Genomic DNA, 25,916 nt, shown 5'->3' with positions numbered 1-25,916 from the left:
ATGACGGTCTGGGCAGTTTGTTCGGGCCGTAGTTTTATCTCTACGGGGATGAAATAGACATGAGAGAGGCATAACCCTATGAGTTTTCTGGTAATGGCGAACGTAGCTGTGATGTTACTGCTGCTGTTTGTGCTGTACCGCATGCAGCAAAAACATGTGAAATTTACTCGCCGCGTATTTGCCGGTTTGGGCATGGGTATCGGCTTTGGTTTGGCGCTGCAGCTTATCTATGGTGTCGACTCCCAAGCGCTATCGGGCTCCATTGAGTACTTTAATATTGTCGGCAGTGGCTATGTGCAATTGCTGAAGATGATCGTGATGCCGCTGGTGATGGTGTCGATCATCAGCGCCATTTTGAAGCTTAAAGACGCCGATGCCTTAGGCAAAATCAGCGGTTTGACCATTGGTATCCTGCTGATTACCGTTGCCATCGCGGGCCTCATTGGCTTCTTTGTCGCTAACCTGTTTGGCCTGACTGCGGAAGGGCTAACTCAAGGAGCTCGTGAGGCGGAGCGAGCTTCTTACCTGATGTCTCGTGAGAGCGCTGCCACCGGCATCTCCATTGCATCCACCCTAGTAAATCTGATTCCTGCCAATCCATTCCTGGACATGACCGGCGCTCGAGATACCTCCATCATCTCGGTGGTGATCTTTTCCGCGTTTGTTGGAATTGCCGGTCTGGGCTTACATCGTAAGCAACCCGATGTGGCGGCTAAGTTCGACAGCTTCATTGAAGTGGCTTACGCCATCGTGATGCGCATTGTCACCTTGGTACTGCGCCTGACTCCGTATGGGGTGATGGCGCTGATGACTAAAGTGTTGGCTACCAGTCAGTTTAGTGACATCTTTAATCTGATCAGCTTTGTGGGCGCATCTTATCTGGCGTTAGCGTTGATGTTCTTGGTGCATCTGGCTTTGGTAACTCTTGTGGGGGGAAACCCAGTTATCTTCGTTAAGAAGGTACTGCCGGTCCTGACCTTTGCCTTCACCAGCCGTACCAGTGCGGGCACCATTCCGCTGAACGTACAGACCCAGACTCAACGTTTGGGCATCCCTGATGGCATTGCCAACTTGTCGGCTTCCTTTGGTGCCACCATTGGTCAGAATGGCTGTGCGGGCATCTACCCTGCCATGCTGGTGGCCATGATCGCCCCAACCATCGGCATTGACCCTATGACCCCAACTTTCATCGCCACCTTGATCGCCACCATTGTGGTGGGCTCTTTTGGTGTGGCCGGTGTGGGTGGCGGTGCGACTTTCGCGGCTCTGATTGTGCTGACCGCGTTGGATATGCCGGTCGCGCTGGCGGGTTTGCTGATCTCAATCGAGCCTCTGATTGATATGGGCCGCACTGCGCTTAACGTTAACGGCGCCATGACGGCGGGCTTTGTGACCAGTCGTGTACTTGGTCAAACTGATATGGAGGTTTACCACGGTGAGCAAGAGTTGGACGTGGATCTGGAGTCGGCCTAATGACAACTGAAACTAAGCAAACCATCGTCATTATCGGTGCCGAGGCGGCGGGCATGAGCGCCGCCGCCAAAGCCAGACGTACGGATCGCCATGCGGACATCTTGGTGTTTGAACAGTCTCACGTGGTTTCTTTTGGTGCCTGTGGTCTGCCTTATTACGTGGGGGATAACTTCGACGACACCAGTTACATGGCGGAGCGCAGCGTTGAACAGTTTCGTGAGTCGGGCATTGATCTGCGCATAGGTCATCAGGTGTTAAGTGTTGATGCCAATTCCCAAAGTCTAAAGGTGAAAGATCTGGCCTCCGGCGAGGTGTTTGAGCAAGGCTACGATCGCCTGATGATTGCCAGCGGTGCTTCGGTGATTCGTCCACCAATAGCTGGGCTGGATGATGAGTCGGTGTTTTTCTTAAAAACCATGGATGATGGCATCAACCTCAAACAGCGGGTACAAGATGAGACGGTTCAAGAGACCGTGGTTATCGGTGCTGGTTACATCGGTCTCGAAGTGGTGGAAGCCCTTGTGCATCAGGGCAAGAAAGTACGCTTGATTGAGCTGTCTGAGCGAGTGTTATCCGAGTCGTTCGACAGTGAGATGAGCGAGTTGGTTCAGCAAGAACTGATTGATAATCAAGTGGCACTGCACCTTAACGAGCGAGTCGAATCCATCGAGTCGCAGGAGGGCAGCCGCTGGGTTGTCACTAATCTCGGCCGCTATCCGGCCGACCTCGTTGTAGTAGCGACCGGCGTCAAGCCTAATACTGAGTTCTTAGCGAGCACTGGCATTGAGCGCTTGGGCAATGGTGCCATTGTTATTGACCAGCAGGGGCGAACCTCATTAAGCAACGTCTACGCAGCCGGTGACTGCGCCACAGTTTGGCACCGTCTTCGCCAGCAGGCGGTGTATATTCCGCTGGCAACTACAGCCAATAAGATTGGCCGCTTGCTTGGGGAAAACCTCTGTGGTGGCGCTAAGGTGTTTTCCGGCACCTTAGGCAGCGCTGGGGTTAAGGTACTCGGCGTTGAAGCCGGGCGAACTGGCATCAGTGAGCGAGAGGCCGCTCAATTGGGTTGGCAGGTGAAATCCGTGGTGATCAACGATAAGAACACCACGAATTACGTGGCAGGTCAGCAAGCGATTCGAGTCAAGCTCATCTACGATGCGGAGTCCAAACGCATTCTTGGCGGTCAGATTGCCGGTGGTGCAGGCTCGGTGCTGCGAGTGGATACCATCGCCGCCGCCATTCAGGGCGGGTTAACCACCGAGGATTTGGGGATGATGGATTTGGTGTATGCGCCGCCATTTGCTCGTACTTGGGATGCACTCAATGTGGCGGGCAACGTCGCTAAGTAGTGATGACTCAAACTGAAACAGGGAGCCTAAGGGCTCCCTTTTTGTTGGGCTTTTTTTAACTTCCGTACACGGTCAGGCTCTGGTTCAACACCAACAGCTGTTGCGAGGCAACCTGAGTTTGTACCTCTTCTCGGCTCAATTTGGCGATCTTCCCCGATAGACTTTCGTGGGCGTTGTAGCGTTTAGCGAACACTGCCAACGGCAGTTGATTACAGCTCAGCTGACGAGCTAGCGACTTTAGATTGTAGCCTTTCTGTTTAGCATATTGAGAGAATTGGAATAGCGAAAGGTTGGCTGACGCCGCACACAGCTGGGATTCAGTGCGCTGATCCGCAGCGATTACTTGTGGAGCAGCATGAGCCATCGGCATGCTGGCTAGGGCGAGTGTGGCAGCGGCGGTCAGTGTGGAAAATTTGTTCATGATCCATGATTCCTTCAGTGATAAACGAACGCCTTAACAGATGGCAGAGATCGCTGAAGAATGTATTAAGAGTCTATGAACTCCTGTAAGTATTGAACTGCACCATTAGAGGGCGGCGCTACAAAACTAAAATTAAATCATGATGTTATAAGCCAATTGCACTCAGTTGATGTCAACTTGTGTTGCCAACACTGACATTTTGAAACACTCTCGATGGCTAGGGGACTGTCACTTCCCCGGTTTCTGAGTTGTAGACGATCACCAGATCGGCACTGTCTCTATCGGCACTGTCTCTATCGGCACGGTCGCCTCCAGCCCGATACACGTAGCTGCAGCGGCTCATGGGGCTGTTGTCACCGGATTCATTGTGGCGATAGGCATGGTAGTCGGCGTCGAAATTGGGGTCATCCTGAGGAAGGGAGACACTCGGTGCATCGGTCAGCAGGGTTAGCCATAGGGAGACGCAGCCTATATCGCCTTGGCCGATCTGCTCCGCCTGACCCATGGGGTTGTTTTTGTCTATGCCCAGTGGATAGCCATTGGCGTTAAGATCCAATACATCACCGACATAACCAGGCAGATCATTAAGGGGTTGGTTTGGCCCACTGTGTATCTGCCAACTGGTGTGGGCAAAATCGATAGCCTGCTCGTAGGCGGCGGCAGTGGCCAATACAACGGAACGCTCCGATTCCGGCTTTAGGTTCATGAACCTAGGAAGAGCAACGACCGCCAAAATCGCCAGAATCACGATAACGACGACCAGCTCAATGAGCGTAAATCCTTTTTTCATGTTGGGCCTACTGCGATAAAACGGATAATGATCAGCAGATTATTACACTTTCAAGTGAATGTGTATGTGATTAGGGCCACCGGTTTCTGGGTGACCCTAAGTCGCCCTATCGGAGTGAAGCGGTAATCAGGATCTCTGAGGCGTCTGAGGCCGCAGCACTGGCCCCGGTTTGGTAAGGCTCAAGGCGAACGACGATATCCGGGTATTGGGAGAACTGTTTTGCGAAGTCCGCAACCGGAGTCTGATTGCATTGCAGGTGTTTGGCCACGGTCCGAAAGTTCATGGGAGAGTGTCTAATGGCTCGATCAAATTGAATTGGGGTGCCACTGGCGGCGGCGAGGCAGATTTTAGACTCGTGAGTTGAGTCGCTAATGAAGAAGTTAGCGGCCTGAGCTAGGGGAGCAGAAGCCAGTAGAGCTAAACAAGGGACAATCGATTTCATAACATCACACTCCATATCAGGAAGCGGTTACATCCAACATCCATGATGATGACGCTGAATCGAGTCCTTTCGGGAGCGAACCATTACTTCGAAAGTTAAAGCCTAGCAGGCTAATTAAATCGGTGGTGTATACAATTTCAATGAAAATAAATCCTTGCTGATAGTTCGAAGGCATAAAAAAGGGCACGCCTTTACGCACCCTAGATCACTCGAATTCACCCAGCTTTAGTTGAGGATGTTGGCCAGATCCTGCTCTAGGGTGGTTTTCGGTGATTCAACAATGCGGCCAATCTCTTTGCCCTCTTGCATCACAATGAAGGTCGGGATGCGTTTGAAGTCATAGGCTTTAGAGAGGTTTTCAGGATCAGATTTCTGGCGATCCACGCCGATGTAACGTACCTGAATGTTGCTGTTGGATGCAGCGTCGATCAACTTGGCAAAACGTGGTGTTTCGCGGTGGCAATCTGGACACCAAGTGCCGATGATGACCACGATTTCGGTGGCGGTCTTCTCTTCGGCGATGCGGCTGATCCACTCCTGTTGAGGTTGATAAGCCTCGTAGTTTTCGGAATAGCCAGGAATGGCGTTCATGATGTTTTCCATCTCGAGTGCTCCAGTCAAGATAACCTCTTCATGCTTGGGTTGATCGCAAGTGGCAAAGGGGCCGGATTGATTCTCTTCAAAGCCGCAGCCGGAATTTGCCATGGCGTTAGGGCTAAGAAGCGCTGGGGCCAGAATTAAGCTGGCGAGCAGAGATTTTTGCATGCTGTAGTACCTAAGTCGAGTCTGAATAAATTTGATTCAAAATTGGCAAGAAAGTGCCGAAGCGTCGTAGAGAGTGTGAGCTGATTCAAAGGAAAAGGGCACACTGGGTGCCCTCGAATATGGTGTCAGCGACTCGCTATTTCTCGTTTAGCCACTGAGCAACGCGCTTGGCGAAGTAGGTCAGGATGCCATCGGCACCGGCGCGCTTGAAGCACAGCAGGGATTCCATGATGATTTTACGCTCATCCAGCCAGCCATTCTGAATGGCGGCCATGTGCATGGCGTACTCACCACTTACCTGATATGCGTAGGTTGGTACCTGTAGCTCGGTCTTAACGCGGCGAACGATGTCCAGGTAAGGCATACCCGGTTTCACCATCACCATATCGGCGCCTTCCTCGATGTCCATGGCCACTTCCTGAATCGCTTCGTCGGAGTTAGCTGGGTCCATCTGATAGGTGTGCTTGTTGCCACCTTTCAGGTTACCCGCAGAGCCGACCGCATCGCGGAATGGGCCATAGTAGTTGGAGGAGTATTTCGCCGAGTACGCCAGAATTTGAGTATTGACGTGACCTGCGGCTTCCAGCGCATCACGGATGGCACCCACACGGCCATCCATCATATCGGAAGGGGCAACCACATCGGCACCGGCATCGGCATGAGACAGCGCCTGTTTCACCAGCACTTCGGTGGTGATGTCATTCAGGATGTAGCCCTCATCGTCGATGATGCCGTCTTGGCCGTGAGTCGTGAACGGATCCAGAGCCACATCGGTAATGACGCCCAGCTCAGGGAATTCACGCTTCAGGGCTCGTACCGCTTTTTGTGCCAAACCTTCAGGGTTGTAGGCCTCTTCGGCGCCCAGAGACTTAAATTCTTGTGGAGTTACCGGGAACAGTGCCATGGCCGGAATGCCTAGCTCAACGATTTCGCGAGCTTCTTCGATCAACAGATCGATGGAGAGGCGCTCAACGCCTGGCATCGACTCTACCTGCTCGCGGCGTTGGTTGCCCTCGAGTACAAACACTGGGTAGATGAGATCATTTACGGTTAGGTGGTTCTCGGCCATCAGGCGGCGAGAGAAGTCATGGCGGCGCATACGACGCATGCGGCGACGAGTAAAAGGTCCGGTTACAACGGTCACTTGCTGCTCCTTGTTAATCGCATTAGAAGGACATTCACCAACAGCGTGAAGACCAATCAATTGCGACACATATTAGCAAACCTTGCTGTTAAGCATAGGAGGTTAATCACACTTAAAAACAGGCATCTGGGGTCTGTTGGGCGTGAAGGAAAGATTTTGAGCCCTTGAGGGCGCACTGAGTAGACTCAAGTGACCGGATTTGGTTCCACTCGTGATGAAAATGATATTAAGCGCCGGTGCAAAATGCGCACCGGCTCGCTTTTGGGGTTATTGAACCCGCTTAACTCGGGTGCTACCACCGCGACCTTCGGCGATCAGAAGGAATGAACCTAGCGCGGCTTTTTCGATGGTGACCTTATAGTCAGGTTTGATTTTGTAGCGTCGGCTTTCGGCCTGTTTCCAAACCTGGCCATTATCCAGAGTGATGATGAAACGATCATAGGCATCGAATTTCACTTTGGAGACGGTAGCGCTAAGTGACTGTGCTTCATCTTCAGCTTCTACCTTGGGCATGCCAAAACGGTCTTCTGCGGATGCGGTTTGTGCTGCAGGTGTTGGAGCGGGTTTGGAGACTGGGGCGACCACGGCAACGGCTTGTGGTTGTTTACCTGCCAACTCGTCAAAGCAGAGTAAGCGGTCTAACTTGTCCTCAAATTTCTGGCAGTTGGCCATAGCGGTGGCGGCTTTGTCGAAACAGGCCAGTCGCTGTCTTTGATCGGAGATGTCTGAGCAGTTTTGAGCGGCTAGAGCCAGAGGGGAAAATAGTGCAAAGCAGAGCGTGGCGGTCTTGTTCATAAAAGTGTCCTTCTATTTTTATAATCCATAGAACCGCCACGACAGTCGGAGTTATGCCTCTTCCTCCTCCTCATCATCTTTCGGCTGATAGAGGCGAGCAAAGAACAGTCCACCCTCGAACAGCAGCAACATTGGCACGGCCAACATGCTTTGAGAGATGATGTCTGGCGGTGTCAGTAGCATACCAACAACGAAGGCGCCGACAACAATATAAGGTCGATTTTTCTTCAAATCTTCCGCGGTGGTCATGCCGGTCCAGCACATAAGGATAACCGCAACGGGGATTTCAAAGGCAAGACCAAAGGCGAAAAACAGTTTAAGAACAAAGCTTAAGTAGCTGTTAATGTCCGTTGCGACCTGCACTCCCTCTGGCGCTACTGAGGTAAAGAAGCCAAAGACCACGGGGAAAACAATGTAGTAGGCGAACGCGATACCACTGTAGAAAAGCAGTGAACTGCTGAACAGAAGTGGCATAACTAGCTTTTTCTCGTGCTTGTAAAGACCGGGAGCCACAAAGGACCAGATCTGATACAGCACGTATGGCATGGCCACAAATAGCGCCACCACCATGGTGAGTTTGAACGGTGCAAAGAACGGCGATGCTACGTCGGTAGCGATCATCGACGCACTGTCTGGCATCACGGCCAGCAGTGGCTGCGACAGGTAGTGATAGATGTCGTTTGCCCAGTAAGCCAAGCTGGCGAAGACCAGTAAGACCCCGCCGATGCAATGCATCAGGCGGTTTCTTAGCTCGAGCAGATGACTGACTAGAGGTTGCTGATCAGACATGTTTACTCTGAAGGTTTGTCCGAAGCCTTAGGTTTAGCAGCTTCAGATGGCGCAGACGATGTTGAGGAGTCAGCCTCTTCAACTTTATACGGACGGTTGACCGATTGGGCTGCGTCTCGAAGTTCTTGAATCGATTGCTGCAGATCTGGGTCTAAGGATTCTAGACCTTTGGATTCGGCCTTTTTCAGGTCCGATTGCAGCTGTTCGATCTTCAGTTCTTGTTCGAGTTCATCCTTTACCGAGTTCGCCATGCGCTTAATGGTGGTAATCCACCGACTAATGCTGCGCACGGCGACTGGTAACCGTTCAGGACCCAGTACTACTAAGCCCATAACGGCAATCAGAACCAGTTCGAACATACCGATTCCGTCAAACATAATGGATTAAGCCTGTTCTTTGTTCTTCTGCTCGGCAGCGGTTTTCTGCTCTGCTTGCTGATCTTCGATGGCTTTCTCTTCCTCTTTAGGCTTTTCGTCGCTCATGGCTTTCTTGAAGCCTTTTACCGCGCCGCCCAGATCAGAGCCCATACCGCGCAGTTTCTTGGTTCCGAACAGTAGAACCACGATCAGTGCGATGATTAGAAGTTGCCAAATGCTGATGCCGCCCATGTTATCTCCGGGTATGTAGAAGCTATTTAAAAACGTTATTCAATTTATCAACAATCGGAGTAGAAATCACCGATTGTTGAGACGCCAAGCCTTGACCCAGGCCACAACTCCGAGAATTGCAGTGGCGCTCGAGGGCCAGATTGTACTGAAATTCACTAGCATTATTGTGCTACAGATCAACAAAACTGACCCAATTACTAGGAAATAGTGACTATTGTGAATCTTCTTACGCTGTTTAATGTAGCCCTCTAATGCCGCTTGTGGGTGCATTAATAGCTGTTTACTTAATTGTAAATTGTCATGGAGCAGATCGGGCATCTCTGGCAACTTTTCCAGCCAAAACGGTAAGTTCTCTTTGACTCGCTTGGCTTGTGCCGAAGGACCAAGCTGCTCATGCATCCACTCTTCTAGGAAGGGTTTTGCCGTTTGCCACAGATCCAGCTGAGGATAGAGCTGACGCCCTAAGCCTTCAACATACAACAGAGTTTTCTCCAGCAGCACCAACTGTGGCTGCACCTCCATGTTGAACTGGCGGGCGCAGCGGAACAGCTCAACCAGCAAGTGGCCGAAGCTTATCTGTGACAGTGGCTTGTTGGCCAGTGGCTCAAGCACCTGACGCAAAGCCCGCTCAAATTCCATCGGATTGGTATCGGAATCGATCCAGCCGGAGCCAATGTAAACCTGGGCTAAGCGGTTGTAGTCCTGATTGAAGAACGCCAAAAACAGATCCGCCAAGCAGCGTTTGTCCACCTCGCTGAGGCGACCCACGATGCCACAATCGATGCCGATGTACATCGGATTGCTAGGGTCTTCCTGGCTCACAAAGATGTTGCCAGGGTGCATGTCGGCGTGGAAGAAGTTATCGCGAAATACCTGGGTGAAGAACACCTCCACGCCACGTTCGGCCAACAGCTTCATGTCGGTTTGTTGGGCTTTTAGGGCGTCGATGTCGGTGACGGGAATGCCGTAGATGCGCTCCATCACCAGCAGTTTGCGGCGGCACAGTTCGGGATAGACCTTAGGGATGTACAGCGCTTCTGAACCGGCAAAATTGTCCCGCAGCCGACGGGCATTGCTGGCTTCCTGTACCAGATCCAGTTCGGCCAAAATGGTGGTGCGGTAGTCTTCCACCACTTCTGGGGCGCGCAGACGTTTGCCGAGTTGGCTCTTGTCCACCAACGCGGCACAGCTGGCCATCAACTTAAGGTCGGCGTGAATCACCGGTTCGATGTCAGGACGCACGACTTTGAGCACCACCTCTTCATCGGTGCCCTTTAGCTGTGCGGTGTGCACTTGGGCCACTGAGGCCGACGCCAGTGGTGTTAGATCGAAGTGATCAAATCGGGTTTCGACGGCACAGCCTAGCTGCTCCTCAATCAGAGCTTTAGCCTGATGGCTATCGAAGGGGGGCACCTGATCTTGGAGCTGAGACAGAGCTTCAGCGAAATCATCGGAAAGTAGGTCGCGGCGCGTGCTGAGCATTTGACCAAATTTGATGTAAACCGGTCCTAGGGTTTGCAGGGCTAACTTGGTTCGGGTGCTGGCATTGGCATCCGTGGCCCGGCGACCCATCCAGAACAGCAGCGAGTCCAACAGGCTCAGTAACAGCGGCCGTTTGGCTTTAGGAATCAGCTCAATGAGGCGGTACTGACGGAAAACTTTGGTAATTTGATACGCGCGGCGAAGGGAACTTACGGCCATGTTAGTCCTCCAGCTTCGTCAGGCGCTGAGCGATCTGATCGACTCGCATTGCTAATGCATCCACGTCATCGCAAAACTGACGCATCTGCTCTGGGGCAGGTGCCAAGTGTTGCTCTTCAACCAGAAACTCTCCCAAATGGGCTTGAGCACGTTTGGCGTGTTGTTGACCTCGGCTAAACAGCCCCATGCCGGTCTTGTGGATTCGGTGGGCCATGCCATCACCGACAACCTTGCTCAATGGGTCCGTGGGATCAAATTCGATGGCGGCCAACAGCTGAGCCAGCAAGCCCACCAATTGCATGTCGCCAGTGATCTCAAGCTTTTGCTGCTTGACCAGTTCAGACAGGGATTCGCCATTGCGGATGGCGGCCAGTGTTGACAAGCTGATGTTAAGCTGGGCATCCACATCTGCGCCGTATTGGCTATAAACCGCGATGGGTTCGTCCATGATAAGGATGAGTGGCCAAGGGAGCTCGGCCAACTGAAGCTGGATAACTTGCCCATGGCATTTGGCCAAGGGACGAGGGTGAGGGTGATACTTTAGCAGTTGCCCTAATGCAGCTTCCAAGCTGCCTGCGACCAGGGTGGCAAGGTGCATAACGCCTCTTTTTTATTATGTGACTTCCGTGAACGGGCTTGTATCAATCTGATTCAGTGCGCTATCCAATTACCTGATGAAATCGGTTCAGCCTTGCAAGCCAAGCGTGTACCGATCTCATCTAGCAATGGTGCCCTGAATTCATTCAGATTGGTGTTAGTACTTGTAGCCTCGGTGCAGCGCCACTACACCATTGGTCATGTTGACGTAATCCGCCTGATCAAAACCAGCATCCAGCATCATCTGTTTCAGGGTCTCCTGATCAGGGTGCATGCGGATGGACTCAGACAGGTACTGATAGCTTTCCGAGTCGCCAGCAACCATGGAGCCCATCTTAGGGATCACCTGGAAGCTGTAGAAGTCATAGGCTTTCTGCATCAGGGCATTTTGCGGCTTGGAGAACTCCAGTACCAGCAGCTTACCGCCGGGCTTTAGCACACGTTGCATTGACGCTAAGGCTTTGGCCTTTTCGGTGACGTTACGAAGACCGAAGGCGATGGTGATGATATCGAAGTGATTGTCAGGGAACGGCAGCGCCTCGGCGTTGGCTTGAACGTAGTTAACGTTGCCCACGACGCCGTTGTCTTGCAGCTTGGCGCGCCCCACTTTCAGCATCGATTCGTTGATGTCTGCCAGAATGACTTGGCCTGATTCACCCACCAACTGAGAAAACTTTTGGGTTAGATCGCCGGTACCGCCGGCCAGATCCAATACGCGCATGCCTGGACGTGCGGCCGCACATTCGATGGTAAAACGCTTCCAGTAGCGATGAACGCCAAATGACATCAGGTCGTTCATAAGATCGTATTTGGATGCCACAGAGTGAAACACATCTGCAACCATGTCGGCTTTTTTATCGGACTCTACCGTCTTGTATCCAAAATGGGTTTTATCCCCGTTATCTGCCATGACTGGGCATTCCTATGTTAACTAGCTGGAAATTGGTCACAGTCTACACTTTAAAACACGGAACAGAAACGGGGTAGATCAATCTGTCAGGTTCCGGTCTCAGTTGAGGTGATAAAATAAGCTGCCGTTCCTTTAAGCACTTGATCTTCCAAGTGCGACCAAAGTGAGCCATCGTGGTAACAACTTAGATGGAAACGGCATAAAAAAGGACACAAGGATTTGCGAATTTTAGGGTGGCTGTGCATGGCGCTGTGCTTTGGAACGGGTGCGGTCAATGCAACGCCTAAAGTGACACAGTGGCAACAGTTATTCGATGAGCCGCGTCTGCGGATGATTGAAGCCCGATTTGGTCAGCAAGGGGTTGAGCAGGTGATGGCCTTGAAGGCGTTCATCGAGACCAGTCTGGCCGAACCCGTTGCCGCGCCACAGCAGCTGCAGCGGGTAAATGATTTTTTCAATCAATACCAATTTATCTCTGATCAGCAGCATTGGCAGCGTGCCGATTACTGGGCCACGCCGCTGGAGTTTGTCGCCAGTGGTGGCGGTGATTGTGAAGATTTCTCATTGGCTAAGTTTTTCACCTTAAGGGTGCTTGGTATGCCGTCGTCGCAGCTAAGGCTGATGTACGCTAAAGCTGTAGAGCTCAATCAGGCCCACATGGTGTTGACCTATCAGCCACCTTCCAGTGCCATGCCCTTGGTGCTGGACAACATCAATCCCAAAATCCTGCCTGGTGCCCAGCGACCGGATCTGGTGCCGGTATACAGTTTTAATGGTGAAGGTCTGTGGCGAGCTCGGGCCTTCAACAAAGGTGAGCAGATTCGGCAAGGGGACAATGGCATCGAGTTGTGGCAAGAGCTGTTGGAGCGTCTGCAGTTGAAGGAGTCATCATGAGCCTATTTAGGTTATTACTGCTGTGTTTGGTGTTACTGGTGACCACGCTAACCAGCATCAATCTGGTGCTGTTTCTCAAAGGCACCCAAGATTACCTGCGTCAGCAACTGGCGATCCATGCTCAAGATACGGCGACCTCGTTTGGGTTGTCATTATCGCCAGTGCTGGCCCAGCAGGATTGGGTGTTGGCGGAATCAATGGTGGATGCCATTTTTGACCGTGGAGACTACCAAACTCTTATTTTGACCGGAACGGATCGGCAACTGCTGCGCCGCTTTGAACATTCAGGTGAACGCGCTCCGGCTTGGTTTCGGGGGCTGATGGATCTGCGCATTGATCCCAGCCACACCGAAATCAATGCCGGTTGGCAGCTGGTGGCCAAGCTGGAGGTGGTGGCGAACCCGGAGCCCGCCTTGCTGCATCTGTACCGGCTTGCTTATCGCGCCTTGCTGGTCTCTGTTGTGGTGGCGTTGTTGGCCATTGGCAGTGGAGCATTGATTTTGACGTTGATCTTAAAGCCGCTTAAAGGGGCGCAGTATCAGGCAGAGGGGTTACGGCGCCGGCGTTTTATCCGGCAGGAGTCGTTGCCATTTATTGACGAATTTAAAGCGCTGACGCTGACCATGAACAAGATGGTGGAGAACAGTGAGGCGCTCTATAACAAGCAATGTGAGCGCATCGATAAGCTTCAGAAAGCCTGCTTCATCGACAGTGAAACCGGCTTGGCCAATGACGTGCGAGGTCGAGATCGCCTGGATCACCTGCTTAAGGATCGGGAGTTGGAGTCTGGTGTGGTGGCGCAGGTGCACCTATCTGGGGTGGAACAGATGGAGTGTCAGCACGGTATGGCGGCAGTTAAGCCGATGCTCAAAGCGCTGACTGAAACGATTCGTGAGCGTATCGCTCGCTTCCCTCTTGCTCGAGTTTATCGAATGAGTGGCGTGGATTTCTGGATCATCCTTCCGGGAATGGAATCCCAGGATTGGCTGGCCAATGGTGAGGAGCTGGGAGCTGAGCTGAGCGAAAAGCTCCAGCAGGCGGGTGGTGAGCGCGTTGCCATCGTCAGTGAATCATTCCGGTTTGGTGAGTCTGTGGATGCCATTGAAGAGAAGCTGCATCAACAGCTGCAACGTCACTTTTCTGGTGAGGAGGTAAAGGAGGCCGATCGTCATCGCACCTCCATTGAAGAGCAGCAGAGGCGATTGGATGCCATGTTGACGCAGCAGCCGAAGCTGATGCTGCACAAAGTGATTAACCGTGATGCCGAGCTGCTCTATTACGAAGTGCTGACGCGATTTTTTGATGGCAAGCAGTGGCGAGCGCCGGGAGCGGTAGTGGTGTTGGCAGAGCGGCTTCAGCGCAGCGTTGAGCTGGATGTATTGGTTTTGCAAACCCTGATGGAACAATGCCAACAGCATGATCTTAAGGCCAAAGTTGCCATTAACCTGACCTCTGGCGCAGTGCTGTCACAGCACTTTATGGAGCAGTTATTTCAGGCGGCCAACAGCATCACTCAGGAGGGAGGGCAATTGGCGGTGGAGATTGCGGAAAGTGTGGTGCTGGAACACATAAGTGGCGTTAAGTATTTTATCGAACAGGCGCAGCGACGGGGAATCTCCGTATGGCTGGACCACATTACTCCTGCGGGGCTGGCGGAGCTGCATCAATTGCCGGTAGAGGGGATCAAGCTGGATGCTGCCTATAGCCGCCATCTGGATCAGCAAAGTGGCTATGAATCTTTACTGCCACTGATGGTGGCTGCCGCCCACGCTCGAGAGGTGTTGGTGGTGGCCGAACAGGTCGAGGAGCAGGCGGTGGCTCAGCGCCTGCATGAGTATCAGATAGATGGTCTGCAAGGGTTTGCTTTCTCAGGTCCAGAAACCTTTAGCCAAGCGGTTGGCGGCGAGCCGACAGATAGCTGAATACCAACTCTGATAGCGCTTGGCCAACCTGTCTTTTGCCAGCTTGAAGACCGCTGATGTGGCAGCTTGGTGCGCCCTCGGCAAGGTGCAGGTAGGTGCAGCGAGGAGATTGGGCTAAAGCATACACAATGTGTGCCGCGTCCATAAGTGGAATGCCTGCCATGGTCTCCGCCGAACTGGCCAGTCCGGCAATGGCATCTAGGTCGAGCTCAAGTCCCACTGGACATTGCTTGGCATTTAAAGAGGCGGTGATATCCGATAGAGCCGTTGTCAGCGACATCTCTCGTCTTATCCAAAGTTGCTGCAGGCTATGCCACCCAAAACCGTGCTCGGTAAGGCTATCTAAGCTGTGTTGATTGTTTTTAAGCTCATTGAGGCCTAACACATGGTAATGACACAGGTGCCCGGCTTGGGCTGCATAGGCAAAACCATTTCCGCTGTGTCGGCCTTCAGTAGCTCGAAAATCACTGTGAGGATCGAGATTCACTGCGGCAAGAGGCTGATTGAGCCCCAAACGGTAGCCTGCCAGTATGGGCAAGGCATTGTTGTGGCCGCCGCCGATGACAATTGCTTCTAGGCCTTCTGCGGCAATGGCTTCAATTACGGGAGTGACGCGAGCATCAAGCTCGGCAGTGGCATGGCGTAGCTGCTGCAATTGCGCGTCGTTTGAGGCATCGAGTTGGTGGCAACGCGACTGAAGGTCGGCGGTGTCGATGTGGCCGAGTAGCAGGATGTCGTCACCAGAGGTGAGCTCATTGCACTGCTGATTGGCAAATTGGCTGAGAAAGGCGTCCCAGCCGCCATCGGCTCCACCTCGGCCAAGATTGGCCCTTGGGCCGATATCTTCAGGGATTCCCAGCAGCACAAAGCGGATGCCTTGAGCCTTGGCAAAGGCGAGCTTCTGCGTAAGGGAGTCCCCCAAAAGCTGATCCCCAAGCAACCAGCTTTCTCCTTGATGGCGCTCGCCAGCGCGCCGACTTAAGTAGCGATTGAGTTCGGCATCCGTTGCCAAGTGGAGGTGCATAATTAATCCAGGTCGAGCGGGTCCGGCGACAGAATAATTCCGGTGGAATCGGCGTAGATGTGATCTTCTGGCAGGAAGGTAACGCCACCAAAGTTGACCGGTACGTCTACCGCGCCTTCGCCGGTTTGGTAGGCGCCAACAGGGATGGAAGCCAGCGCTTGAATGCCAATATCGATGTCGACCAATGCATCTACTTCTCGAACGCTGCCGTAAACGATCAGCCCTTCCCAATTATTTTGGGCGGCTAGCTCGGCCATCTTGGCATCAATTAAGGCACGGCGTAGCGAACCACCTCCATCGACTAACAGAACCTTACCGGTACCATCTTGTTCTAAAGTTTCAGCGATCAGCACGCTGTCTTCGAAGCATTTGATGGTTTGCAGTTCTCCACCAAAGGAGTCACAACCACCAAAGTTGGTGAACATGGGTTCAACCACGTCGACCTGCTCGGCGTAAAGATCACAAAGTTCAGAGGTGTTGTAGTGCATAGTTGCCTCGATATCGGACGAATAGTGCCGCTCCAGTATAACCCTTATTAACCGGATTGGAATGGGTGTTGATTAACAGAACTCGTTGTTTGTCATTGGAGTTTTAGCCCAGTTTTAATCCAAAAACAGAATGTTGTAAATTTACGAAATAAATCAGGGTTGTGGCTCATTTTTGGGTGATCGCGATCACATTTGTATGGCGTTCATGTTGATGTTAACGACTTGTTTGTTACCATTTGTTCCGATTTTGAACACTTATTCACCAGACAGTTCGGGGCACGGAGTCTCCATTACCAGTCAAGGAAGAGGGGAATAGTCAAATAAATTCTGGAGTATGTTATGGAACTGACCCTGGTTGATGTTATTGGTCACATGGCTTCCGTTATGGTTGCTATCTCACTGATGATGAAAAACATCGTTCGTCTGCGTGTACTGAACTTCATTGGCTGTTCACTGTTTGTGATCTACGGGTTGATGATCGACGCAGCTCCGGTTTGGATGATGAACGCTTTTGTTGCCAGCGTGAACGTATACTACCTGGTTAAGATGTTCCGTGAGCGCGGCAGTTCTGCCCCTGAAACGGCATAACGCAACGACGCCACACGTTATCATCTAAAAAGGTCGCCTTGAGCGGCCTTTTTTGATCTTGGGCTTCGCTGTCATCGAATTGACCCTTGGCTGTCACTTGAGTGTCATTGCCACTGCCTAATCTGCTCCTAACTGGAAAAGTGTGAGAGCTTGGATATGTGGCAACAACTGGCGTTATGGGACAAACGTGGCTTTTATTGGCTACACCAATTTTCGCGGCAGCCACTGAGCCAGTGGTTGGCCAGAAATTTCTCAAGAAGTGGTGATGGTTATGGCTATGCCTTGTTCGGGGTCATCGCTGCTTTTGCTGACCCAGAGCTTGGTCCAACCTTCTTTCTGTTGCTGTTGACGGCTTACGCCATCGAGCTGCCTGCGTATTGGTTTCTCAAAAATCGGTTGCAGCGAGCCAGACCTTGTCAGGTGCTTACGGGTTGCCAGCCTTTGGTCGACCCCCACGATAAATTCAGCTTTCCTTCCGGCCACAGCGCCGCGGCCTTTCTGTTTGCCACCGTGTTGGGCTGGTATATCCCACAACTGGCCATACTGGCCTGGAGTTGGGCGACCTTGGTTGCCTGCTCTCGAGTGGTACTGGGGGTGCACTATCCAGGAGACATCTTTGCGGGCGCTAGCCTTGGCCTAGTGGCGGCAACCATCAGTTTGACCGTAGTGATTTAGGAATGACAATGCGGATACTTTACGGCATTCAAGGAACGGGCAATGGCCACCTGACTCGAGCCAGAGTGATGGCCCCGGCGCTCAAATCGGAACAGATTGAGGTGGACTATCTGTTTTCAGGCAGGGCAAAGTCGCAGTTTTTTGATATGCAGGCGTTCGGGGACTTTCGCTGCCTATCTGGACTGACGTTTGCCACCCGTAATGGCAAAGTCGACATTGTGTCTACTGCGCTGAATAACAAATTGGTGCAGTTCTGGCGCGATGTGCATGCGCTGGATTTGAGCCAGTATGACTTAGTGCTTAATGACTTTGAGCCGGTCTCTGCGTGGGCGGCTAAGCGGCAAGGTAAGCCTTGTATCAGTGTCAGTCACCAGAATGCATTTCAACATGACGTGCCGGTTACTGGCCAGTCTTGGATCGATAAGCAGGTGATGAACCACTTTGCGCCGGCCTCCATCCTCCTCGGTTGCCATTGGCATCACTTCGGCTGTGATCTGTTGCCACCGTTCATTGAAGCGCCTCATCAAAGTGGCGATGAGGTGGGACACGTACTGGTATACCTGCCATTTGAGTCGCCGCAATTCATTCGTGATATGCTCGATGCTCTGCCACAGGTGCAGTTTCGGGTGTATCACGCTCAGCAGGCACCAGCGGACTTACCAGCACACATTCATTGGCATGGCTTTGACCGTTTGGGCTTCCAGCAACATCTCGCGGGCTGCTGTGGGGTGATAAGCTCGGCGGGATTTGAGCTGGTATCTGAAGCATTGGTGCTTGGGAAAAAATTGCTGCTAAAGCCCCTTGGTGGTCAGTTTGAGCAGGCCTCTAACGCTTTGGCACTGGAGCTTTTGGGTGCCGCGCAGGTGATGCAGCAGGGCAGTAGTGACGAGATTCAGACTTGGCTCAACAGCCGCAGCTGTGAGCCCATTCACTACCCACAGATGGGGCCCATGCTGGCCAAATGGCTTAAGCAGGGGGAGTGGAATAAGGTGAGTGAGCTGTGCCAGCAGGCGTGGAGTGAAGCTAAGTTACCGGAGAGCTGGAAGCATAAGTGGGCTTACGCTTACTGATAGCGTGGAGTGAGGAACTCCGTTCCGTTGGAGGCGAATGGGTGCGCCGAGGGTGAAGCCCTTGCCCGCCGCAGGCTAACCGGTTACGTACTCATGGTCTGAAAAGCATTTTTTCGAAAAAACGCCCTCATCTGAGGGCGTTTTGCGATGGGTCACTGAGGCTAAATTCAGCCCTTGTTGCTGTAGTCCACCTTGATGTCCAGTAGCGGTTCGCGGCTGCCTTTGGCGGCCGCCAAACGTTCTAGATAGTCTTGCCACAACTCCTGCTGGTTTTGCGCATATTGATGCAGCAGCTCCCAGGAGTAGAGGCCGGAATCGTGGCCATCGTCGAACACCAGCTTAACGGCGTAGCCGCCCACCGGCTTGATCTCGTTGATGTTCACTTCACGCTTGTTGGTTACCAATACCGGGTTGCCGTGACCATGCACCTCCGCCGAGGGGGAGCAGACTCGCAGCAGTTCGCAGCTTAACGAGGCTTGCTCGCCGGTGTTGAAGTGCACCTCCAGTTGGCGGGACTTACGCTTGAGCTTGAGTTTGGTTACGGCAATGTTCATGGTGTTCCTTACAGGATAAAGCGAGACAGATCTTCGTCTTCAACCAACTGATCCAGATGGCTGTTAACGTATGCGGCATCGATGGTCAGGGTATCACCAGATCGGTCTGAAGCGTCGAAAGAGATCTCCTCCATCAGCTTTTCCATCACCGTGTGCAGACGACGAGCGCCGATGTTTTCGGTGCGCTCATTCACCTGCCATGCGGCCTCGGCGATGCGTTTGATGCCATCTTCGGCAAACTCGATGCTTACACCTTCGGTGCCCATCAGTGCCTTATATTGCTCGGTCAGGCTGGCGTTAGGCTCGGTCAGAATGCGAACGAAGTCCTCTGCAGACAGGGCTTCCAGCTCAACACGAATTGGCAGGCGGCCTTGCAGTTCAGGGATAAGATCCGAAGGTTTCGCCAGCTGGAAGGCACCGGAGGCGATAAATAGGATGTGATCGGTTTTTACCATGCCGTGCTTGGTGTTCACGGTGCAGCCTTCCACCAAAGGCAGCAGGTCACGCTGAACCCCTTCGCGGGAAACGTCGGGACCTGAGCTTTCGCCGCGCTTACAGATCTTATCGATCTCATCTAAGAACACGATGCCATTTTGCTCAACCGCTTCAATGGCTTTCTCTTTTAGCTCCTCTGGGTTTACCAGCTTCGCGGCCTCTTCGTCGATCATCGCCTTCATGGCGTCTTTGACCTTCATCTTGCGGCGCTTGCTTGGCTGATTGCCCATATTCTGGAACATGGATTGCAGCTGATTGGCCATCTCTTCCATGCCAGGAGGAGTCATGATCTCAACCCCGGCCGGAGCCTGAGCCACATCGATCTCGATCTCTTTGTCATCCAGCTGGCCTTCACGCAGTTTCTTGCGGAATACTTGGCGGGTACTGGAGTCTTTGTTGTTGTCTGCAGACCACTCATCTTTGGCTGGCGGCAGCAGTGCATCTAACACTCGCTCTTCGGCCGCTTCTTCGGCACGGAAGCGGTTACGCTCAACTTCGTGCTCGCGGGTCATCTTGATGGCGGAGTCAGTGAGATCACGAATGATCTGTTCAACCTCTTTGCCCACGTAACCCACTTCGGTGAACTTAGTGGCTTCCACCTTGATAAAGGGAGCGCGAGCCAGCTTGGCCAGACGACGAGCAATTTCGGTCTTACCCACACCGGTTGGGCCGATCATCAAAATATTTTTGGGAGTCACTTCCTGACGCAGCTCAGGGTTAAGTTGCATCCGACGCCAGCGGTTACGCAGGGCGATGGAAACCGCTTTTTTGGCGTCGTTCTGGCCAATGATGTGACGGTTCAGTTCGGATACGATCTCTCTTGGGGTCATCTCAGACATACGGCTTAACCCTTAGTAGTCAATTCTTCAACGGTGTGGCTGTGGTTGGTGAACACGCAGATGTCACCAGCAATGTTTAGTGCCTTTTCGGCAATTTCGCGCGCGTCCATGTCGGTATTTTGCAGCAGCGCCAGCGCGGCGGCTTGGGCGTAGTTACCGCCAGAGCCGATGGCGACCAGATCGTGCTCTGGCTCCACCACGTCGCCATTACCGGAGATCACCAAGCTGGTCTCTTCGTCAGCAACAATCAACATGGCTTCCAGTTTCTGTAGGGTTCGCTCGGTGCGCCAAGCTTTGGCGAGCTCAACGGCGGCGCGAGTGAGGTGACCTTGATGGGCGTTCAGTTTGGCTTCCAATAACTCGAACAAGGTGAAGGCATCGGCGGTGGCTCCGGCAAATCCTGCCAACACTTTTCCACCGCTAAGCAGGCGTACTTTGCGGGCGTTGCCTTTCATGACGGTGTTGCCCAGGGAAACCTGGCCATCACCAGCGATCACAACTTTGTCGCCGCGGCGAACCGATACAATGGTGGTCATTGGAGATCCTTAAAATCTACTGATGCGCACTGTGCGCAGAAAATCACTCTGGGTATATATCTGGGGACGATTTCAGAGGCTTCAACCCTTAAAGGCGGGTTTCTTGCTCTGGCACCACCACATTGGGGATGATCAGCGGCTGATTTCCATTGTGGATGTAGAGCAGCGCCGTCAAAATCACCGCGTGGGTGTTGAGGTTGTGGCTGGCATTCACGCTGCGATCATCGAAGCGACCGGTGAACCAGCCCTCTTTGCGAAACAGTTGCCTGGCTTGAAACCATAACTCTTCGCCAAATTCATCCTGGCTGAGCACGGCCCAACTGAGGGCGCATTTGGCACTGAGGGTTTGGGTGTGTTTGCTGGTCTGTCCGCGATAGTCGGTGCTGTGCCACGCTTTGCCTTGATACCACAGGTTATTGTAGAGAAACCAAGGTGGGTGTTGACTGGCGTCTTCGCCAAAGCACCAGATCTGATTTTCCTGCTGCCACCTGCGACGATGCAACTCGTAGATGGTGGCGCTATCTTGGGCAAGAAACTCAGCAGCGGGCCCAAGCTCAATCAGAGCCAAATAGAAGGGGTCGCTGGTTAAAAAGGGCACATTGCGATTGTCGACGGTGACCATCAGTTGCTGCAACTCGGTGGTGTTCATGTCGCTGGTGTCCTTGGCGTTGGGACTCTCCAGTTGCCAGAGACTTAAAGCGGCAGCGGCATATTGTTCGTAGCCATAGCGGCCCTCCTGATAACGCCGTTCTCGTACGCCGTTGTAGCGAGCACCGGTGATGTCGCCATCTTTGATTAGGCTTTTTAGCTGCCAGTGTTGGCTTATTTTGGCGATCTGCGGCTGAAATTGAGGGTGGCGTTTCTCTAGAATTGCCAGCCAACCTAGGGTTCGGGCGATGTCCAGCGCAGACCAGCCACTGCCATTTTTAAGGCGGTTTCTCTTATTGGTGACTGGCAGGCCGGTGTCGGTGTGGTAGTTACGTGCAGGCAGATGGTGATTGTAGAGTGGCATACTGCCTAAGGTATCCAGTAAGGTGCCGATTCGCTGCTTGAACTCGTCTTGTTCGATCAGTGCTAACTCATAGCCAGCAACGGTGCCGCCGATGGCGCTGGCGACGTCCCACAGCGTTGTTTCTTTGTAGCCTTTTACTGAGTTAATCAGCCCGGTTTGGGGTTGATACTGGCTGTCAAAATACTCCCAAGCTGCGATGGCCATATTTCGATGGACGCTGAGCAGTTCCTCGAATCGCCCTTGGCCGAGTTTTGGCAGGCTGAGCAGAGATTCTGGTTCGGCTTGTTCTGCAATGGTGAACTCAGGAGATTGCTGTTCAAGTAGCTCTAACATTGCCGCTCGCCGTGGAGTGGTGACCTTGACTTGCTCTTTGGGGAGCGGGGAATCGGTGAGCGCTTGGGTAAGGATTTTTGCGTTTTCGGTACTGGGCTTGCTCGCTACCTTAACCAAGGGTTTGGTTAGGGGCGGTTGGCGCGCCGGTTTCGACTCAGGCTCTGGTGGTTGTTGTGGAGACTGGGGGGGAGACTGGGGGGGAGGCTGAATCTGTTTGCGCCCAAGGCTTAAACGGGAGGCGCCGGGCAATTGAATCTGCTGAATGTCGGTAGTGTGCTCGGTAACTTTGCTGCTGGCTTGGGATTTATTGCCCAAGCGCATGGGAGCCGCCTCCTGTTTTGAGGTGGCCTGTTTAGGTTTGGTCGACTCCTGTGGTTGAGTCTGAGGTGGTGAAGGCGTATCAGTAGCGACAACATCGCTCGCTAAACCGAGGCTCAAACCGCTAATGACGGCAAGGTGAGCCAGAACCCCCCAAAGTTGTGGCAGAAAACGCATCCATGCATCTGTTTTTGAAATCTTAATTTCAGTTTAGAACATCAATAGCGTTTGCGAATATTTTCCGGCATATGCGCCAGTTGACTCTGTTTAAGGGCATCGAACGCGGTAAATAGCGGTTGGGTATCGCACTCATCCAGATGATTCAGGCAGTGGCCAATGGCTTCGAGTGTCGACAGCGAGTCGCTGCGACTGGCTTTGCGGATTTGATACTGCCCTTCGGGAGCGGCATCAAAGCTCAGCTTGGGCAGCTGCTGTAGCCAAGGGTTCATCTGCAAGATGCGATACGCCTTTTTCCAGGTGCCATCGAGCACCAATAGATTGATGGCAGCGGTCTGTTTTCCCAAGTTTTCAACGCTGGTGGCATTGTCATCAGGATAGAGCAGCCAGGTGGGCCTGGAGCTGGCGGCTATTCGTTGCTTTAGCTCAGTAAAATCCGTTTCAGTTTCGCCATCGAAAAGCTGGCAGTTATTGAGCACTAAACTGCAAAGCTGAGCGGTTCCCTTAGCGGATTTTATCTCGCTGGGGTGGCGCAGTATCCACACCTGATGGCGGCTGGACAGCGGTGTGATGGCGTGGCAAATGCAAACCGAGATTGGCTTTTGGCAGTGCTGGCATCGTTGGCGTTTGGTCATAAATTCCGAATTTCAGATAAAAATACCAACTCAACTAAAGATCCAGTCACTATTGCTTGCTTAAATTGCCGCACTCTTCGTTGCTCAATTTGTTGTTAGAACCACTAGCAACGGCATTGAGCGTCTAGATTGAGACAATCTACTCGGCGCACTAAGTTGACTATTTCCTTAATTGAATTGGTATAAAACGGGCGATTTCGCCCGTTTTAGTCAGAGAGTTAATTAGTCCACAACCAAACTTGGCAAGTGGCGATACCCGCCCGTTTCAGGGTGTTTTTGTCGCTGTCGGCAACGCGCTTACGGTCGTAAGGACCTAAGCGAACCCGATACCACACGCCATTGTCACCCTTGGTGCGGCGAACTTCAGCCTCTAGGCCTGAGAAGGCAATTTTGGCCTTCATCTCTTCAGCTTGGCTCTGTTTGCGGAACGAGCCACACTGCATCTGATAAGGTCCACCTAGCTTCTGTTCTGGCACTTCCACTTCAATCTGCTGCTCTGGAAGGGTCTCGATGTACTCCCAGGTCTCCTGAGGTTTCTCAGGCAGAGGGTCGACCTCTTTTGGCTTGATCTTGGGTTTAGGAGCTTCAACAACAGGAGTTTGTGGTTCAAGTTCGACCACCTCGTCTGAGGAGCCGCTGATGTTCCAAAGTAGATAGGCGAAGCCACCAATCAAAGCCAATGCGGCAACGGCGGCCACCCAAGGAAAAGACCGTTTAGGAGCCGCTTTACGGCCACGTCGAGGCTTACGACCGCCTCGCTTAGCGTAATCCCGGGTAGCCATTGGTTACATGCGCTCCAACGTGTTGATGCCCAGCAGGTTCAGGCCAACGTTCAGGGTGTTGGCTGTGGCTGCACACAGACGCAGTCGGCTGGCCTTGTCTTCGGCGCTGACGTCATCTTTGTTGATTGGGCAGGCTTCGTAGAAGCTCATGAAGGCACCCGCTAGTTCAAACAGGTAGCTGCACATCATGTGTGGCATGCCTTTGTTGGCTACGGCGTGAACGGTATCGTTCAGCTGTACCAGTTTCTGTGCCAGCGCTTCCTCTTTTTCATGGTTTAGGGTGATGGTGCCGTTAAGCTCGGCGGCGTTTACGCCCGCTTTGCGGAAAATCGATTGGATGCGGCTGAAGGCGTACAGCATGTAAGGTGCGGTATTGCCTTCGAAGGTCAGCATGTTGTCCCAATCGAATACGTAGTCGGTGGTGCGGTTCTTGGACAGATCCGAGTATTTCACTGACGCCATGGCCACGGTGGAGGCGATGGATTCTAACTCTTCGCCCTGCAGATCTGGGTTTTTGTCGCCGATCAGCTTGATGGCGCGCTGGTGTGCTTCTTCCAGCAGATCCGCCAACTTAACGGTGCCGCCAGAACGGGTTTTAAATGGCTTGCCATCTTTACCCAGCATCATGCCAAACGCACAGTGCTCAGTCGTGGTGGTTTCTGGCAGATAACCGGCTTTGCGAGCGATCAGCCAAGCTTGCTGCAGGTGCTGCGCTTGACGGGAGTCGATGAAGTACAAGATGCGATCGGCACTGAAGTTATCGACACGGTACTTAGCAGCCGCAATGTCGGTGGTGGTGTATAGGAAGCCACCGTCACGTTTACGGATGATGACGCCCATGGCGTTGCCGTCTTTGCCTTTGAATTCGTCTAGGAACACCACGGTGGCGCCGTCGTCTTCTACGGCCAAGCCCTGCTCACTCAGATCCGCAACTACCTCTGGCAGCATGGAGTTGTACAGGGATTCGCCCATGACGTTGTCGTTGGTCAAAGAGACATTTAGGCGGTCATAGATCGCTTGGTTTTGCGCCATGGTGATGTCGACCAGTTTTTTCCACATGGTCAGGCAGTAGTCGTCACCACCTTGCAGTTTCACCACGTAGTTACGGGCGCGCTCGGCGAACTCGGCGTCGTCATCGTAGTTTTTCTTGGCTTCACGATAGAAGGCTTCCAGATCCGACAGATCCATATCGGCGGCGCTCTCGTTCTCCATCTTCTCCAGATAGGCGATCAGCATGCCGAACTGGGTGCCCCAGTCACCGATGTGGTTGGCGCGAACCACGTTGTGGCCTAGGAACTCTAAGGTTCGGGTTACCGCGTCACCAATTACGGTGGAGCGGATGTGGTGCACGGCCATCTCTTTGGCCACGTTTGGAGCTGAGTAGTCGGTAACGATGGTCTGCGCTGCGTCAACGGCTTTGACGTTGGCACGGTCGCTGTCGGCAATGGCTTCGATCTGTTTGCCCAACCAGCCCGCATCGAGGAAAAAGTTGATAAAGCCTGGGCCAGCGATTTCGGTTTTGGCCACCAATTCGGAAGCTGGCAGGGTATCGATGATCAGCTGCGCCAGCTCACGAGGGTTTTTCTTGGCTGGCTTAGCCAGCATCATCGCCAAGTTAGTGGCGAGATCGCCGTGGCTCTTGTCGCGGGTTCGGTCTACCTGAACTCGAGGCGCGGCCTCTGCTGGAATGATCTCACGCTCCTTTAGGAGAGCGACGGTCTGCTCAAGTAATTGCTGAATATGTTGTTTCATCACGACACCGAAAAACTAGGGGGCAAGCCGGAAAT

28 protein-coding genes are annotated in these 25,916 nt (G+C 52.9%); 7 read left to right on the top strand and 21 right to left on the bottom strand.

Translation table 11 applies throughout. The features are described from left to right. Positions 1-78 precede the first annotated feature (78 nt). Both FCL42_RS07760 and FCL42_RS07755 read left to right on the top strand, forming a co-directional pair. Positions 79-1,473, top strand: a complete 1,395-nt coding sequence (locus tag FCL42_RS07760) for an L-cystine transporter (RefSeq protein WP_136862832.1) — start codon at positions 79-81, stop codon at positions 1,471-1,473. Further along, positions 1,473-2,825 (top strand): CoA-disulfide reductase, encoded by a 1,353-nt coding sequence (locus tag FCL42_RS07755; RefSeq protein WP_136862831.1) that lies wholly within the window; start codon positions 1,473-1,475, stop codon positions 2,823-2,825. The genes FCL42_RS07760 and FCL42_RS07755 overlap by 1 nt, the downstream gene beginning before the upstream one ends. Before the next feature lie 55 nt (positions 2,826-2,880). Here FCL42_RS07755 and FCL42_RS07750 read toward each other — a convergent pair whose 3' ends face one another. The 12 genes from FCL42_RS07750 to ubiE all read right to left on the bottom strand — a co-directional run bounded on the left by FCL42_RS07750 (position 2,881) and on the right by ubiE (position 11,787). After that, entirely contained in the window at positions 2,881-3,246 is a 366-nt protein-coding gene (locus FCL42_RS07750) for a hypothetical protein (RefSeq protein ID WP_136862830.1), read from the bottom strand. 217 nt (positions 3,247-3,463) lie between these two features. Further along, complete coding sequence (locus FCL42_RS22040; RefSeq protein ID WP_136862829.1) at positions 3,464-4,036, bottom strand: type II secretion system protein; 573 nt, start codon at positions 4,034-4,036, stop codon at positions 3,464-3,466. A gap of 106 nt (positions 4,037-4,142) precedes the next feature. After that, positions 4,143-4,478, bottom strand: a complete 336-nt coding sequence (locus FCL42_RS07740; protein ID WP_169308328.1) for a DUF3718 domain-containing protein — start codon at positions 4,476-4,478, stop codon at positions 4,143-4,145. Between the two features lie 225 nt (positions 4,479-4,703). Continuing rightward, on the bottom strand, positions 4,704-5,243 hold the full coding sequence (locus FCL42_RS07735; RefSeq protein ID WP_136862827.1) for a thioredoxin family protein: 540 nt from the start codon (positions 5,241-5,243) through the stop codon (positions 4,704-4,706). Between the two features lie 136 nt (positions 5,244-5,379). Further along, on the bottom strand, positions 5,380-6,351 hold the full coding sequence (gene hemB, locus FCL42_RS07730) for a porphobilinogen synthase (RefSeq protein WP_407644369.1): 972 nt from the start codon (positions 6,349-6,351) through the stop codon (positions 5,380-5,382). A 303-nt stretch (positions 6,352-6,654) separates the two neighbouring features. Then, positions 6,655-7,182: a hypothetical protein gene (locus tag FCL42_RS07725; RefSeq protein ID WP_136862825.1), complete on the bottom strand. Its 528-nt coding sequence runs from the start codon at positions 7,180-7,182 to the stop codon at positions 6,655-6,657. A gap of 51 nt (positions 7,183-7,233) precedes the next feature. Then, complete coding sequence (gene tatC, locus FCL42_RS07720) at positions 7,234-7,971, bottom strand: twin-arginine translocase subunit TatC (RefSeq protein WP_136862824.1); 738 nt, start codon at positions 7,969-7,971, stop codon at positions 7,234-7,236. Positions 7,972-7,973: 2 nt separating this feature from the next. Continuing rightward, positions 7,974-8,348, bottom strand: coding sequence for a Sec-independent protein translocase protein TatB (gene tatB, locus FCL42_RS07715; protein WP_136862823.1), 375 nt, complete (start codon positions 8,346-8,348; stop codon positions 7,974-7,976). 6 nt (positions 8,349-8,354) lie between these two features. Continuing rightward, positions 8,355-8,579 (bottom strand): Sec-independent protein translocase subunit TatA, encoded by a 225-nt coding sequence (tatA, locus tag FCL42_RS07710; protein WP_136862822.1) that lies wholly within the window; start codon positions 8,577-8,579, stop codon positions 8,355-8,357. Between the two features lie 66 nt (positions 8,580-8,645). Continuing rightward, a complete protein-coding gene (gene ubiB / locus FCL42_RS07705; RefSeq protein WP_136862821.1) occupies positions 8,646-10,280 on the bottom strand; it encodes a ubiquinone biosynthesis regulatory protein kinase UbiB in 1,635 nt (544 codons plus the stop codon). Position 10,281: 1 nt separating this feature from the next. Beyond that, on the bottom strand, positions 10,282-10,878 hold the full coding sequence (locus FCL42_RS07700; RefSeq protein WP_136862820.1) for a ubiquinone biosynthesis accessory factor UbiJ: 597 nt from the start codon (positions 10,876-10,878) through the stop codon (positions 10,282-10,284). 156 nt (positions 10,879-11,034) lie between these two features. Further along, complete coding sequence (ubiE, locus tag FCL42_RS07695) at positions 11,035-11,787, bottom strand: bifunctional demethylmenaquinone methyltransferase/2-methoxy-6-polyprenyl-1,4-benzoquinol methylase UbiE (RefSeq protein WP_136862819.1); 753 nt, start codon at positions 11,785-11,787, stop codon at positions 11,035-11,037. A gap of 243 nt (positions 11,788-12,030) precedes the next feature. Here ubiE and FCL42_RS07690 point away from each other — a divergent pair, with 243 nt between their 5' ends. After that, a complete protein-coding gene (locus FCL42_RS07690) occupies positions 12,031-12,681 on the top strand; it encodes a transglutaminase-like cysteine peptidase (protein ID WP_136862818.1) in 651 nt (216 codons plus the stop codon). Then, positions 12,678-14,603, top strand: a complete 1,926-nt coding sequence (locus FCL42_RS07685) for a bifunctional diguanylate cyclase/phosphodiesterase (RefSeq protein ID WP_136862817.1) — start codon at positions 12,678-12,680, stop codon at positions 14,601-14,603. Before FCL42_RS07690 ends, FCL42_RS07685 begins: the two co-directional genes overlap by 4 nt. Here FCL42_RS07685 and FCL42_RS07680 read toward each other — a convergent pair. Next, positions 14,566-15,627, bottom strand: coding sequence for a formimidoylglutamase (locus FCL42_RS07680; protein ID WP_136862816.1), 1,062 nt, complete (start codon positions 15,625-15,627; stop codon positions 14,566-14,568). The genes FCL42_RS07685 and FCL42_RS07680 overlap by 38 nt on opposite strands. A 2-nt stretch (positions 15,628-15,629) precedes the next feature. After that, positions 15,630-16,115, bottom strand: a complete 486-nt coding sequence (rraA, locus tag FCL42_RS07675) for a ribonuclease E activity regulator RraA (RefSeq protein ID WP_136862815.1) — start codon at positions 16,113-16,115, stop codon at positions 15,630-15,632. A gap of 339 nt (positions 16,116-16,454) precedes the next feature. Between rraA and FCL42_RS07670 the strand changes: the two genes are divergently transcribed. The 3 genes from FCL42_RS07670 to FCL42_RS07660 all read left to right on the top strand — a co-directional run bounded on the left by FCL42_RS07670 (position 16,455) and on the right by FCL42_RS07660 (position 18,448). Further along, entirely contained in the window at positions 16,455-16,703 is a 249-nt protein-coding gene (locus tag FCL42_RS07670) for a YgjV family protein (protein ID WP_136862814.1), read from the top strand. 156 nt (positions 16,704-16,859) lie between these two features. Next, on the top strand, positions 16,860-17,378 hold the full coding sequence (locus FCL42_RS07665; protein ID WP_136862813.1) for a phosphatase PAP2 family protein: 519 nt from the start codon (positions 16,860-16,862) through the stop codon (positions 17,376-17,378). Between the two features lie 8 nt (positions 17,379-17,386). Next, on the top strand, positions 17,387-18,448 hold the full coding sequence (locus FCL42_RS07660; RefSeq protein ID WP_136862812.1) for an MJ1255/VC2487 family glycosyltransferase: 1,062 nt from the start codon (positions 17,387-17,389) through the stop codon (positions 18,446-18,448). Positions 18,449-18,615: 167 nt separating this feature from the next. Here the strand turns inward: FCL42_RS07660 and FCL42_RS07655 are convergent, their stop codons facing one another. The 7 genes from FCL42_RS07655 to argS all read right to left on the bottom strand — a co-directional run bounded on the left by FCL42_RS07655 (position 18,616) and on the right by argS (position 25,881). Then, positions 18,616-19,002 (bottom strand): gamma-butyrobetaine hydroxylase-like domain-containing protein, encoded by a 387-nt coding sequence (locus FCL42_RS07655; RefSeq protein ID WP_136862811.1) that lies wholly within the window; start codon positions 19,000-19,002, stop codon positions 18,616-18,618. An 8-nt stretch (positions 19,003-19,010) separates the two neighbouring features. Continuing rightward, the gene (gene hslU / locus FCL42_RS07650) at positions 19,011-20,336 is read right to left on the bottom strand and encodes an HslU--HslV peptidase ATPase subunit (protein ID WP_136862810.1); all 1,326 of its coding nucleotides are present in this window, start codon (positions 20,334-20,336) and stop codon (positions 19,011-19,013) included. Positions 20,337-20,341: 5 nt separating this feature from the next. Beyond that, a complete protein-coding gene (gene hslV / locus FCL42_RS07645) occupies positions 20,342-20,872 on the bottom strand; it encodes an ATP-dependent protease subunit HslV (protein WP_136862809.1) in 531 nt (176 codons plus the stop codon). 88 nt (positions 20,873-20,960) lie between these two features. Beyond that, entirely contained in the window at positions 20,961-22,712 is a 1,752-nt protein-coding gene (locus tag FCL42_RS07640; RefSeq protein ID WP_136862808.1) for a DUF3131 domain-containing protein, read from the bottom strand. A gap of 41 nt (positions 22,713-22,753) precedes the next feature. After that, the gene (locus FCL42_RS07635; RefSeq protein ID WP_136862807.1) at positions 22,754-23,347 is read right to left on the bottom strand and encodes a tRNA-uridine aminocarboxypropyltransferase; all 594 of its coding nucleotides are present in this window, start codon (positions 23,345-23,347) and stop codon (positions 22,754-22,756) included. A gap of 218 nt (positions 23,348-23,565) precedes the next feature. Next, on the bottom strand, positions 23,566-24,129 hold the full coding sequence (locus FCL42_RS07630) for an SPOR domain-containing protein (protein ID WP_136862806.1): 564 nt from the start codon (positions 24,127-24,129) through the stop codon (positions 23,566-23,568). A gap of 3 nt (positions 24,130-24,132) precedes the next feature. Next, positions 24,133-25,881, bottom strand: coding sequence for an arginine--tRNA ligase (gene argS / locus FCL42_RS07625; RefSeq protein ID WP_136862805.1), 1,749 nt, complete (start codon positions 25,879-25,881; stop codon positions 24,133-24,135). Positions 25,882-25,916 lie beyond the last annotated feature (35 nt).

Source organism: Ferrimonas aestuarii (genome assembly GCF_005116665.1).
In the GTDB taxonomy this organism is placed as follows: domain Bacteria; phylum Pseudomonadota; class Gammaproteobacteria; order Enterobacterales; family Shewanellaceae; genus Ferrimonas; species Ferrimonas aestuarii.
The sequence above is the reverse complement of the archived record's forward strand: the minus strand, read 5'-3'. Positions and strand labels throughout refer to the sequence as shown.

Coding starts and splice junctions, on each gene's coding strand:
- FCL42_RS07760 (WP_136862832.1), top strand. CDS start 79: ATGAGTTTTCTGGTAATGGCGAACGTAGCTGTGATGTTACTGCTGCTG.
- FCL42_RS07755 (WP_136862831.1), top strand. CDS start 1,473: ATGACAACTGAAACTAAGCAAACCATCGTCATTATCGGTGCCGAGGCG.
- FCL42_RS07750 (WP_136862830.1), bottom strand. CDS start 3,246: ATGAACAAATTTTCCACACTGACCGCCGCTGCCACACTCGCCCTAGCC.
- FCL42_RS22040 (WP_136862829.1), bottom strand. CDS start 4,036: ATGAAAAAAGGATTTACGCTCATTGAGCTGGTCGTCGTTATCGTGATT.
- FCL42_RS07740 (WP_169308328.1), bottom strand. CDS start 4,478: ATGAAATCGATTGTCCCTTGTTTAGCTCTACTGGCTTCTGCTCCCCTA.
- FCL42_RS07735 (WP_136862827.1), bottom strand. CDS start 5,243: ATGCAAAAATCTCTGCTCGCCAGCTTAATTCTGGCCCCAGCGCTTCTT.
- hemB (WP_407644369.1), bottom strand. CDS start 6,351: ATGCGTCGTATGCGCCGCCATGACTTCTCTCGCCGCCTGATGGCCGAG.
- FCL42_RS07725 (WP_136862825.1), bottom strand. CDS start 7,182: ATGAACAAGACCGCCACGCTCTGCTTTGCACTATTTTCCCCTCTGGCT.
- tatC (WP_136862824.1), bottom strand. CDS start 7,971: ATGTCTGATCAGCAACCTCTAGTCAGTCATCTGCTCGAGCTAAGAAAC.
- tatB (WP_136862823.1), bottom strand. CDS start 8,348: ATGTTTGACGGAATCGGTATGTTCGAACTGGTTCTGATTGCCGTTATG.
- tatA (WP_136862822.1), bottom strand. CDS start 8,579: ATGGGCGGCATCAGCATTTGGCAACTTCTAATCATCGCACTGATCGTG.
- ubiB (WP_136862821.1), bottom strand. CDS start 10,280: ATGGCCGTAAGTTCCCTTCGCCGCGCGTATCAAATTACCAAAGTTTTC.
- FCL42_RS07700 (WP_136862820.1), bottom strand. CDS start 10,878: ATGCACCTTGCCACCCTGGTCGCAGGCAGCTTGGAAGCTGCATTAGGG.
- ubiE (WP_136862819.1), bottom strand. CDS start 11,787: ATGGCAGATAACGGGGATAAAACCCATTTTGGATACAAGACGGTAGAG.
- FCL42_RS07690 (WP_136862818.1), top strand. CDS start 12,031: ATGGCGCTGTGCTTTGGAACGGGTGCGGTCAATGCAACGCCTAAAGTG.
- FCL42_RS07685 (WP_136862817.1), top strand. CDS start 12,678: ATGAGCCTATTTAGGTTATTACTGCTGTGTTTGGTGTTACTGGTGACC.
- FCL42_RS07680 (WP_136862816.1), bottom strand. CDS start 15,627: ATGCACCTCCACTTGGCAACGGATGCCGAACTCAATCGCTACTTAAGT.
- rraA (WP_136862815.1), bottom strand. CDS start 16,115: ATGCACTACAACACCTCTGAACTTTGTGATCTTTACGCCGAGCAGGTC.
- FCL42_RS07670 (WP_136862814.1), top strand. CDS start 16,455: ATGGAACTGACCCTGGTTGATGTTATTGGTCACATGGCTTCCGTTATG.
- FCL42_RS07665 (WP_136862813.1), top strand. CDS start 16,860: ATGTGGCAACAACTGGCGTTATGGGACAAACGTGGCTTTTATTGGCTA.
- FCL42_RS07660 (WP_136862812.1), top strand. CDS start 17,387: ATGCGGATACTTTACGGCATTCAAGGAACGGGCAATGGCCACCTGACT.
- FCL42_RS07655 (WP_136862811.1), bottom strand. CDS start 19,002: ATGAACATTGCCGTAACCAAACTCAAGCTCAAGCGTAAGTCCCGCCAA.
- hslU (WP_136862810.1), bottom strand. CDS start 20,336: ATGTCTGAGATGACCCCAAGAGAGATCGTATCCGAACTGAACCGTCAC.
- hslV (WP_136862809.1), bottom strand. CDS start 20,872: ATGACCACCATTGTATCGGTTCGCCGCGGCGACAAAGTTGTGATCGCT.
- FCL42_RS07640 (WP_136862808.1), bottom strand. CDS start 22,712: ATGCGTTTTCTGCCACAACTTTGGGGGGTTCTGGCTCACCTTGCCGTC.
- FCL42_RS07635 (WP_136862807.1), bottom strand. CDS start 23,347: ATGACCAAACGCCAACGATGCCAGCACTGCCAAAAGCCAATCTCGGTT.
- FCL42_RS07630 (WP_136862806.1), bottom strand. CDS start 24,129: ATGGCTACCCGGGATTACGCTAAGCGAGGCGGTCGTAAGCCTCGACGT.
- argS (WP_136862805.1), bottom strand. CDS start 25,881: ATGAAACAACATATTCAGCAATTACTTGAGCAGACCGTCGCTCTCCTA.